The organism is Halorhodospira neutriphila (genome assembly GCF_016584055.1).
GTDB classification, from domain to species: Bacteria; Pseudomonadota; Gammaproteobacteria; order Nitrococcales; family Halorhodospiraceae; genus Halorhodospira; species Halorhodospira neutriphila.
Window position 1 is genome coordinate 1 of the sequence record NZ_NRSH01000086.1, and the last position, 9,307, is coordinate 9,307.

The following is a 9,307-nucleotide window of genomic DNA, read 5'->3' on the forward strand; positions in this document are numbered from 1 at the left end:
GGCGGGACCCAGGCGGCGAGCTGGCGCTCGTAGGCCGCCTGGGCCTGGGCGGCGGAGAGGCGCTCGATCTGCGCCTTGCTGGGCAGCTCCAGCCGGGCGCCGCGCAGCAGGGAGTTGACGTTGTCCTCGTAGAAGGCCTCGGGGTTGAGCGCCTTGATGGCGAGCATCGTCTGGGCGATGGTGACCGACTCGTCGGGCCGGTAGCGCTCGGCGATGCTCCAGAGCGTCTCGCCGTCGCCGACCGGGCCGTAGCGCTGCGCCGGCTCCCCGCGCTCGGCCGCCCCGGCGCGCCCTGCCGGCGGGGCCGGGGCCGCGCCGGCGCTCGCCGGCTCCTCGAGCAGCAGGGTGTGCTCGCGGACGAGGCTGCCCTGGGGCCAGTCGACCTCGACGATGAAGTCGAGCAGCGGGCGGTCGATGGGCTCGTCGCTGCGCACGGCGATGTACGGCGCCCCCTCGCCCTCGGCGACGATCTCGAAGGAGAGCCGCGAGAGCTCGGGCTGGCGGGCGATGCCGGCCCGCTCGAAGACCGGCCGCGGCGCCAGGCCGACCTCCAGGCGCGATAGCTCCTCGCCCGTGACGCCGCGCAGCGGGATCCGGGCGGAGACCGGCTCACCGGCGCTGGAGCGCGGCTCGATGGTGCCGAGCTCGAGATCGAGGCCGCTCGCCGCGGTCGCCGCCGCCAGTCCCGCGAGGCCGGCGAGCGCCCGTATCGCCTTGTGCACGGTTGCTCCCCTGCGTCAGATGTACTCGCCGATGAGCAGCTCCGCGATCTGGACGCTATTCAGCGCTGCCCCCTTACGCACGTTATCGGAGACGACCCAGAAATCTAAACCCCGCTCGTGGGTAAGGTCCTCGCGGATGCGGCCGACGTAGACGGGGTCGGTCCCGGCGCCCTCGGTCACCGCCGTGGGGTAGCCGCCGGGGCCCCGCTCGTCGAGGACCGTGACGCCCGGCGCCGCGGTGAGGAGCTGCCGGGCCCGCTCGGCGCTGATCGGCTCCCGGGTCTCGATGTGCAGCGCCTCGGAGTGGCCGTAGAAGACGGGGACCCGCACCGCCGTCGGGTTCATCCGCACCGACGGGTCCTCGAGGATCTTGGCCGTCTCCCAGACCATCTTCATCTCTTCCTTGGTGTACCCGTTCTCCTGGAAGTCGTCGATGTGGGGCAGGCAGTTGAAGCCGATGGGCTTGGGGTAGGCGTGGCACGCCACCTCGCCGCCCTCGAGCATCGCCCGGCTCTGGCGCTCGAGCTCCTCGATGGCCGGCTTGCCGCTGCCCGAGACGGCCTGGTAGGTGGCGACGTTCACCCGCTCGACCCCGGCGGCGTCGTGCAGCGGCTTGAGCGCCACGAGCATCTGGATCGTCGAGCAGTTGGGGTTGGCGATGATCCCCCGGCGCGTATAGCCGGCGGCGGCGTGGGGATTGACCTCGGGGATGACGAGGGGGATCTCGTCGTCGTAGCGGAAGCAGGAGGTGTTGTCGATGACCACCGCCCCGGCGGCGGCCGCCCGGGGGGCGTGCTCGGCGGAGATCGACCCGCCGGCCGAGAACAGCGCGATATCCACCTGCGAGAAGTCGAACTTGGCGAGGTCCTGGATCGTCCGGCTCTGCCCGCCGACCGCCACCTGCTGCCCGGCGGAGCGGCTGCTGGCGAGCGGGTAGAGCTCGCCCAGCGGGAAGCCGCGCTCGGCGAGCACGCTCAGCATCACCTCGCCGACGGCGCCGGTGGCGCCCACGACGGCCACGTTGTAGCTCTTGGTCATGGCTCCTCTACCCCCTCTCGGTGAACAAGGCCCCTACACGGAAAGCGCTAAGAGTCTAACGTCTCGCGGCTCGGGCCAGCCAGCCGCCGCCGCCCTCCACGCCCCTGCAGCCCGCCTGCCGAGGCAAGATCGCCAACCTCTGCTAGCTTCAAGGTGGTACCTGACGCCACCCCCAGCTCCGCACCCCGGCGCAACACGATCGAGAGGAGTCGCACCCATGCCCAAGAGAGTGACCATCGCCCTGACCAGCGGCCTGCTCGCCTCGGCCGCGCTCACCGGCCAGGCCGCCGCCCAGGCGGGCGGCGGCTTCAACTACACCTTCATCGAGGGCGGGCTCGCCTCCCAGGAGTACAACGCCGGACGCAAGGACCAGGACCTGCTCGGCACGCAGATCGCCGGCTCCCTCGCCCTCGCCCCGGGCCTCTTCGCCGTCGCCGACTACGAGTACCTGAACGACGACCTGAGCACCACCTCGGCCTCCATCGGCCCGGGCGCGCACCTGCCGGCGGCCGCGGGGCTCGACTTCTACGCCACCGTGACGCTCGAGTACCTCGAGTACGACTGGGACGACCGCAACAGCGAGGACGACACCGGCTTCGGCGTGACCGCCGGCGTCCGCTACGCGCTGATGCAGCGGACCGAGATCAACGGCGAGATCGAGTACGTCGACGTCGACGAGGTCACCGGCGACGAGCTGCTCAACCTCTACGCCACGGCGCTCTACGAGCTCGCCCCGCGCATCGAGGGCGTCGGGGAGCTGCGCATCAACGACGTCGGCGAGGAGGACAACCTCGGGGCGCTCATCGGCGCCCGCTACAACTTCTGACGCCCGGCGGAGGGCCGGCGGGGCGGACCGCTCCCCGCCGCCCCACCCGGCCGGAGGCGCCCCGCGCCGGCGGGGCTAGAGGCGCGCGGCGACGGCCTCGCCCATGCCGCGCGTACCGACGCGGTGCGTCCCACCCTGCAGGTCCGGCGTGCGCAGCCCCGCCTCGAGGACCTGCCCCACCGCCGCCTCGACCCGGTCGGCCAGGCCCGCGGCGCCGAGGCTGTAGCGCAGCATCATGGCCACCGAGAGGATCGTCGCCAGGGGGTTGGCCTTGTCCTGGCCGGCGATATCCGGCGCCGAGCCGTGGACCGGCTCGTAGAGCCCCTTGCCGCGCTCGTCGAGCGAGGCCGAGGGGAGCATGCCGATGGAGCCGGTCAGCTGCGCGGCGCAGTCCGAGAGGATATCGCCGAAGAGGTTGCCGGTGACCACCACGTCGAACTGCTTCGGCGCGCGGACGAGCTGCATGGCGGCGTTGTCGACGTACATGTGGGAGAGCTCGACGTCCGGGTACTCGGGGGCGAGGCGCTCGACCACCTCGCGCCAGAGCTCGGAGCTCTCCAGGACGTTGGCCTTGTCGACGGAGCAGAGCCGGCCCTGGCGCCGCTGCGCGGCGGCGAAGGCGAGCCGGGCGACGCGCTCGATCTCCGCCTCGCTGTAGGCCAGGGTGTTGTAGCCCTGGCGCTCGCCGCTGTCGAGCCGGCGGACGCCCCGCGGCTGGCCGAAGTAGATGCCGCCGGTGAGCTCGCGGACGATGAGGATATCCAGCCCCGCCACGACCTCGTCGCGCAGCGCCGAGGCCCCGGCGAGCTGGGGGTAGAGGATGGCCGGGCGCAGGTTGCCGAACAGCCCCAGCTCGGCGCGGATGGCGAGCAGCCCTCGCTCCGGGCGGACCTCCCGCGGCAGGGTGTCGTACTGCGGGCCGCCGACGGCGCCGAGCAGCACCGCGTCGGCGGCCCGGGCCTGGGCGAGGGTCTCCTCGGGCAGCGGCTGCCCGACGGCGTCGTAGCCGGCGCCGCCGATCGGCGCGGTCTCCAGCTCGCAGTCGAGGCCGTGGTGCTGGCGCAGCGCCTCGAGCACGCGCCGCGCCTCGCCGACGATCTCGGGGCCGATGCCGTCGCCCGGCAGCAGCAGGATCTTCTGGCTCATGGGCGTCCTTCCTCCTGGAACAGCCACGGCGCCTCCTGCCGGCGCCGCTGCTCGTAGGCGCGGATCGCCGCCGACTCCTCCTGGAGGGTGACGCCGATCTCGTCGAGCCCCTCGAGCAGCATCCGCTTGCGGAAGGCGTCGACCTCGAAGGCGAAGGCCTCGCCGCCCGGCGTCACGACCCGCTGCTCGGGCAGGTCGACGGTGAGCTGGTAGCCCTCGGCGGCGTAGACCGCCTGGAAGAGCCGCTCCACCTCCGCCTCGTCGAGGACGACGGGCAGGATACCGTTCTTGAAGCAGTTGTTATAGAAGATATCGGCGAAGCTCGGGGCGAGCAGGACCCGGAAGCCGTAGTCCTTCAGCGCCCAGGGGGCGTGCTCGCGCGAGGAGCCGCAGCCGAAGTTGGCGCGGGCGAGCAGCACGCTCGCCCCCTGGTAGCGCGCCTGGTTGAGGACGAAGTCCGGGTTGCGCGGCCGGTCCGTGCAGTCCATCCCCGGCTCGCCGTGGTCGAGGTAGCGCCACTCGTCGAAGAGGTACGGCCCGAAGCCGGTGCGCTGGACCGACTTCAGGAACTGCTTGGGGATGATCGCGTCGGTGTCGACGTTGGCGCGATCCAGCGGCGCGACGAGGCCGGTATGGCGGGTAAAGGGCTCCATTGCTCCCTCCTCGGGTCCGGTCCGGTGAAGCGGTGCGGGGGCGATCGCCGCGCGGCTCAGGGCAGCTGGCGGACGTCGACGAAGTGGCCGTGGAGGGCCGCCGCGGCCACCATGGCCGGGCTCGCCAGGTGCGTGCGCCCGCCCTGCCCCTGCCGGCCCTCGAAGTTGCGGTTCGAGGTCGAGGCGCAGCGCTCGCCGGGCTCGAGGCGGTCGGGGTTCATGCCCAGGCACATGGAGCAGCCCGGCTCCCGCCACTCGAAGCCGGCCGCGGTGAAGACGCGGTCGAGCCCCTCGGCCTCGGCCTGCTGCTTGACCACGCCGGAGCCCGGCACCACCAGCGCCTGGCGGATGCGCTCGGCCACCCGGGCGCCGCGGACCACCGCGGCGGCCTCGCGCAGGTCCTCGATCCGGGCGTTGGTGCACGAGCCGATGAAGATCTTGTCCAGCGGGATGTCGGTCAGCGGCGTGCCCGGGGCCAGGTCCATGTACTCGAGGGCCCGGTGCATCGCCTGGGCCCGCACCGGGTCCGCCTCCTCGAAGGGGTTCGGCACGCGGCTGCCCACCGGGGCGACCATCTCCGGCGACGTCCCCCAGCTCACCTGCGGCTCGATCTCGTCGGCGTGGAGGACCACCACCCGGTCGAACTCGGCGTCCGGGTCGGAGACCAGCTCGCGCCAGCTCGCCTCGGCCTGCTCCCAGAGCGCGCCGGTGGGGGCGTTGGGCCGGCCGCGGACGTAGTCGATGGTGGTGTCGTCCACGGCCACCATCCCGGCGCGGGCGCCGGCCTCGATGGACATGTTGCAGATGGTCATCCGCCCCTCCATGGAGAGGCTGCGCACGGCCTCGCCGCCGTACTCCACCGCGTAGCCCGTCCCGCCGGCCGTGCCGATGCGGCCGATGACCGCGAGGATGATGTCCTTGGCGGTGACCCCCGGGCCGAGCTGGCCGTCGATGCGGATGAGCATCGAGCGCGCCTTCTGCTGGACCACGGTCTGGGTGGCGAGGACGTGCTCGACCTCGCTGGTGCCGACGCCGAAGGCGAGCGTGCCCAGCGCCCCGTGGGTGGAGGTGTGGGAGTCGCCGCAGACGAGGGTCATCCCCGGCAGCGTGGTCCCCTGCTCGGGGCCGACCACGTGGACGATCCCCTGGCGCGGGTCGCGCATCCCGAGCTCGGTGACGCCGAACTCGGCGCAGTTGCGGTCGAGGGTCTCGATCTGGACCTTGGAGACCGGGTCGGCCACCGGCTGCGAGCGGTCCGTCGTCGGGACGTTGTGGTCGGTCACGGCCAGGTTCGCCCCGGTCCGCCACGGCTGGCGCCCCGCCAGGCGCAGCCCCTCGAAGGCCTGGGGGGAGGTGACCTCGTGGAGGAGCTGGCGGTCGATGTAGAGCAGCGCCGAGCCGTCGCCGTACTCCTTGACCACGTGGCTGTCCCAGAGCTTGTCGTAGAGGGTCTTTCCCGTCATTGGCAAAATCTATCAGTTAGCGGCCCTATATTTACGGAGTCATTATACCGGACCGCCCCCGCCCGGGGGAATCCGCGCGGCGCCCCCGGCGCCGAGCGGCCCTGCCCCCTAGGCGCGCCGCCCGCGCAGGCTCCAGGCCGCCAGGGCCGAGGCGGCGAGGGCCGCCGCGGCGGCCAGCAGGAAGGTCCGCCCGGCGAGGGCGTCCCAGACCTGGCCGGCGGCGAAGGAGCCGGCCGCCACCCCGGCGCCGAAGGTCAGGCTCGAGTAGAGCGCCATCCCCCGCCCCTGGGAACGCCCGGGGAAGAAGCGGTTCACCGTGTCGATGGCCACGGCGTGGTAGACGCCGAAGCTCGCCGCGTGGAGGGTCTGGCTCAAGGCGATCAGCCAGGCCGACTCCACCCAGGCGGCCACCATCAGCCAGCGCAGCGCCCCCAGCGCCAGGGCGCCGGTGAGCAGCGCCCGGGCGCTGAAGCGCGGCAGGAGGCGGTGCATGAGCAGGAAGACGCCGATCTCGGCGAGCACCCCCCACGCCCAGAGCACGCCGATGAGCCCGCCGCTGTAGCCGTGGTCCTCCAGGTAGATGCTGAAGAAGCCGTAGAAGGGGCCGTGGCCGACCTGGTTGAGGAAGCAGGCGAGGAAGAAGCCCACCACCGCCGGGCGGCGCAGCGTCACCCAGAAGCCGTCGTCGGTGGTGTGCGCCACGGGCCGGCCGGCCTCGGGGGCGAGGAGGCTCGACAGCCAGAGCCCGACGAAGAGCAGGAGGACGAGGTACGGCAGGGCGCCGAAGCCGGCGCGATCCAGGGTCTCGCCGAGGCCCACCACCGCCAGGATGAAGCCCACCGAGCCCCACATGCGGATCCGGCTGTAGCGCTGCTCCTGGCCGCCGAGGTGGTTGAAGGTGTTGGCCTCGTACTGCGGCAGCGCGGCGTTCCAGAAGAAGCCGAAGAGCGCCATGACCAGCGCCAGGGCGCCGTAGCCCTCGGCGATCAGCACCCCCGAGAAGCCGACGAGGGCCACGGCGCAGGCGACCCGCACCACGGCCATGCGCCGGTCGAGGCGGTCGGCCACGGCGCCCCAGACGTTGGGGGCGACGATCTTGGTGGCGTGGAGGATGGCGAGCAGCTGGCCGATCTCCGCCGAGGAGAAGCCCTCGTGGCGCAGGTACGGCCCCCAGTACGGCATGAGGGCGCCGAGCACCGCGAAGAAGAAGAAGTAGAAGCCGGAGAGGCGCCAGTAGGGCAGCGAGGGCGCCGGCGCCGCGTTGCCGAGGGCGGCGCTCAACGGCTCACTCCGGCCTGTGGGCGGGGATGACCGGGGTCGAGGGGGTGACGTCGGCGTTCTGCGCGCGGTGGCGCAGCCAGTGGTCCATGACGGTCAGCGCCGCCATGGCCTCGGCGATGGGCACGGCGCGGATCCCCACGCACGGGTCGTGGCGGCCCTTGGTCACCACCGAGGCCGGCTCGCCGGCGGTGTCGATGGAGCGCCCCGGGATGAGCATGCTCGAGGTGGGCTTGAGCGCCGCGCGCGCCACCAGGTCCTGCCCCGAGGAGATGCCGCCGAGCACGCCGCCGGCGCTGTTGCCGGCGAAGCCCTCGGGGGTGAGCTCGTCGCGGTGCGCCGAGCCGCGCTGGCCGGCCGCCGCCATGCCCGCGCCGATCTCCACGCCCTTGACGGCGTTGATGGACATCAGCGCCTTGGCAAGATCCGCGTCGAGGCGGTCGAAGACCGGCTCGCCGAGCCCCGGCGGCAGGCCGCGCACCTCGATGGCCACAGCGGCGCCCACCGAGTCGCCGGCCTTGCGCACCTCCTGGACCAGGGCCTCGAGCTCCGCCAGGCGCTCCGGCTCGGCGCAGAAGAACTCGTTGTCCTCCACCGCCGACCAGTCGCTGGCCCCGAGCTCGATCTCCCCCATCTGCGCCAGGCGGCCCCGGATCGTCACCCCGAGGCGCTCGGCGAGGTACTTGCGGGCGATGGCCCCGGCGGCCACCCGCATCGCCGTCTCCCGGGCCGAGGCGCGCCCCCCGCCGCGGTAGTCGCGGCGCCCGTACTTGTGCTGGTAGGTGTAGTCGGCGTGCCCCGGCCGGAAGCGCCCGGCGATCTCGGTGTAGTCCCGGGAGCGCTGGTCGGTGTTCTCGATGAGCAGCCCGATGGGCGTCCCCGTGGTCTCCCCCTCGAAGACGCCGGAGAGGATGCGCACCGCGTCCGCCTCCCGGCGCTGGGTGGTGTGCTTGGAGCGGCCGGGGCGGCGGCGGTCGAGCTGACGCTGGAGGTCGGCCTCGTCGAGGGCGAGCCCCGGCGGGCAGCCGTCGACGACGCAGCCGAGGGCCGGGCCGTGGCTCTCGCCGAAGCTGGTGACGGTAAAGAGGGTGCCGAAGGTATTGCCGGACATAGCCCGGGTGATTGTAGCATCGCCGCCGCCCCGCGGCTGCCTCGAGCCGGCGGGGGTGGCCTTCGGCGCGCCGGCCCCCTACCCTATGCGAATTCGCAATCCGGGGAAGGCCGATGACCACCGCGACGCCCCTACCGAGCTGCCCGGCGGCGGGCAGCGCCGTGGTGCTCTTCTCGGGCGGGCAGGACTCCGCCGCCTGCCTGGCCTGGGCCCTCGAGCGCTTCGAGCGGGTCGAGACCGTGGGCTTCGCCTACGGCCAGCGCCACGACGTCGAGCTCGAGGCCCGCCAGGGCGTGCTCGAGGCCCTGCGCGCCGGCTTCCCGGCCTGGGGGCAGCGGCTCGGCGCGGACCGGGTCCTCGACGCCGGGGTCCTCGGCCAGATCAGCGACACCGCCCTGACCCGCGAGGCGGAGATCGCCTACGACGAGCGCGGGCTGCCGAACACCTTCGTCCCCGGCCGCAACCTCCTGTTCTTCACCCTCGCCGCGGCGCTCGCCCAGCGCCAGGGGATCCGCCACCTGGTCGCCGGCGTCTGCGAGACGGACTACTCCGGCTACCCCGACTGCCGCGACGACACTATCAAGGCCCTGCAGGTCGCCCTCAACCTCGGCATGGCCGAGCGCTTCGTGCTCCACACCCCCTTGATGTGGCTCGACAAGGCGCAGACCTGGGAGCTGACCGAGGCCCTCGGCGGCGAGGCGCTGGTTGATCTGGTCGTCGAGCGCACCCATACCTGCTACCACGGGGAGCGCAGCCGCCGCCACCCGTGGGGCTACGGCTGCGGGGCGTGCCCGGCCTGCCGGCTGCGGGCCGAGGGGTGGCGGCGCTACCGGGGGCTCGGCTGAGGCCGGGGCCGAGGCAACGGAGCAGCGGGGGAGAGAGGCCATGCGGATCGCAGTCGTGGGGGCCGGCGTCGTCGGGGCGAGCGTCGCCTGGGAGCTGACCGAGCGCGGCCACGCCGTGGTGCTCATCGACCGCGCCGCGGCGGTGGGCCAGGAGACCAGCTACGCCAACGGCGGCCAGCTCCACGCCGGCCACGCGGCGCCGTGGAACCCGCCGGGCGTCCTGCG

The 9,307-nt window shown here is 73.2% G+C and carries 10 protein-coding genes; 3 read left to right on the forward strand and 7 right to left on the reverse strand.

What is annotated here, in order from left to right:
• Together CKO13_RS13005 and CKO13_RS08230 are read right to left on the reverse strand one after the other, a co-directional pair.
• A partial coding sequence (locus tag CKO13_RS13005) for a type IV pilus assembly protein FimV (RefSeq protein ID WP_338034610.1) occupies positions 1-722 on the reverse strand: 722 nt, incomplete at its 3' end.
• Positions 723-737: 15 nt separating this feature from the next.
• Positions 738-1,760: an aspartate-semialdehyde dehydrogenase gene (locus tag CKO13_RS08230; protein ID WP_200259321.1), complete on the reverse strand. Its 1,023-nt coding sequence runs from the start codon at positions 1,758-1,760 to the stop codon at positions 738-740.
• A gap of 217 nt (positions 1,761-1,977) precedes the next feature.
• Here CKO13_RS08230 and CKO13_RS08235 point away from each other — a divergent pair, with 217 nt between their 5' ends.
• Positions 1,978-2,586 carry an outer membrane beta-barrel protein gene (locus CKO13_RS08235; protein ID WP_200259324.1) on the forward strand — a complete coding sequence of 203 codons (609 nt, stop codon included), beginning with the start codon at positions 1,978-1,980 and terminating at the stop codon, positions 2,584-2,586.
• Between the two features lie 75 nt (positions 2,587-2,661).
• Here CKO13_RS08235 and leuB read toward each other — a convergent pair whose 3' ends face one another.
• The 5 genes from leuB to aroC all read right to left on the reverse strand — a co-directional run bounded on the left by leuB (position 2,662) and on the right by aroC (position 8,237).
• Complete coding sequence (leuB, locus tag CKO13_RS08240) at positions 2,662-3,732, reverse strand: 3-isopropylmalate dehydrogenase (protein ID WP_200259327.1); 1,071 nt, start codon at positions 3,730-3,732, stop codon at positions 2,662-2,664.
• A complete protein-coding gene (leuD, locus tag CKO13_RS08245; RefSeq protein WP_200259330.1) occupies positions 3,729-4,385 on the reverse strand; it encodes a 3-isopropylmalate dehydratase small subunit in 657 nt (218 codons plus the stop codon). The genes leuB and leuD overlap by 4 nt, the downstream gene beginning before the upstream one ends.
• Positions 4,386-4,441: 56 nt before the next feature.
• Complete coding sequence (gene leuC, locus CKO13_RS08250; protein WP_200259331.1) at positions 4,442-5,848, reverse strand: 3-isopropylmalate dehydratase large subunit; 1,407 nt, start codon at positions 5,846-5,848, stop codon at positions 4,442-4,444.
• 108 nt (positions 5,849-5,956) lie between these two features.
• Positions 5,957-7,129 carry an MFS transporter gene (locus CKO13_RS08255; protein WP_200259333.1) on the reverse strand — a complete coding sequence of 391 codons (1,173 nt, stop codon included), beginning with the start codon at positions 7,127-7,129 and terminating at the stop codon, positions 5,957-5,959.
• 4 nt (positions 7,130-7,133) lie between these two features.
• Positions 7,134-8,237 carry a chorismate synthase gene (gene aroC, locus CKO13_RS08260; RefSeq protein WP_200259345.1) on the reverse strand — a complete coding sequence of 368 codons (1,104 nt, stop codon included), beginning with the start codon at positions 8,235-8,237 and terminating at the stop codon, positions 7,134-7,136.
• Between the two features lie 113 nt (positions 8,238-8,350).
• On the opposite strand from aroC, the gene queC reads away from it, so the two are divergent.
• Both queC and CKO13_RS08270 read left to right on the forward strand, forming a co-directional pair.
• The gene (gene queC, locus CKO13_RS08265; protein WP_200259357.1) at positions 8,351-9,082 is read left to right on the forward strand and encodes a 7-cyano-7-deazaguanine synthase QueC; all 732 of its coding nucleotides are present in this window, start codon (positions 8,351-8,353) and stop codon (positions 9,080-9,082) included.
• A 40-nt stretch (positions 9,083-9,122) separates the two neighbouring features.
• Positions 9,123-9,307 (forward strand): FAD-dependent oxidoreductase (locus tag CKO13_RS08270; protein WP_200259360.1); only part of this gene is annotated, 185 nt, incomplete at its 3' end.

What these genes read in the sequence shown, in the direction of transcription:
- queC (WP_200259357.1), top strand. Translation starts at nt 8,351, where the DNA reads ATGACCACCGCGACGCCCCTACCGAGCTGCCCGGCGGCGGGCAGCGCC.
- CKO13_RS08235 (WP_200259324.1), top strand. Translation starts at nt 1,978, where the DNA reads ATGCCCAAGAGAGTGACCATCGCCCTGACCAGCGGCCTGCTCGCCTCG.
- leuB (WP_200259327.1), bottom strand. Translation starts at nt 3,732, where the DNA reads ATGAGCCAGAAGATCCTGCTGCTGCCGGGCGACGGCATCGGCCCCGAG.
- leuD (WP_200259330.1), bottom strand. Translation starts at nt 4,385, where the DNA reads ATGGAGCCCTTTACCCGCCATACCGGCCTCGTCGCGCCGCTGGATCGC.
- leuC (WP_200259331.1), bottom strand. Translation starts at nt 5,848, where the DNA reads ATGACGGGAAAGACCCTCTACGACAAGCTCTGGGACAGCCACGTGGTC.
- aroC (WP_200259345.1), bottom strand. Translation starts at nt 8,237, where the DNA reads ATGTCCGGCAATACCTTCGGCACCCTCTTTACCGTCACCAGCTTCGGC.
- CKO13_RS08230 (WP_200259321.1), bottom strand. Translation starts at nt 1,760, where the DNA reads ATGACCAAGAGCTACAACGTGGCCGTCGTGGGCGCCACCGGCGCCGTC.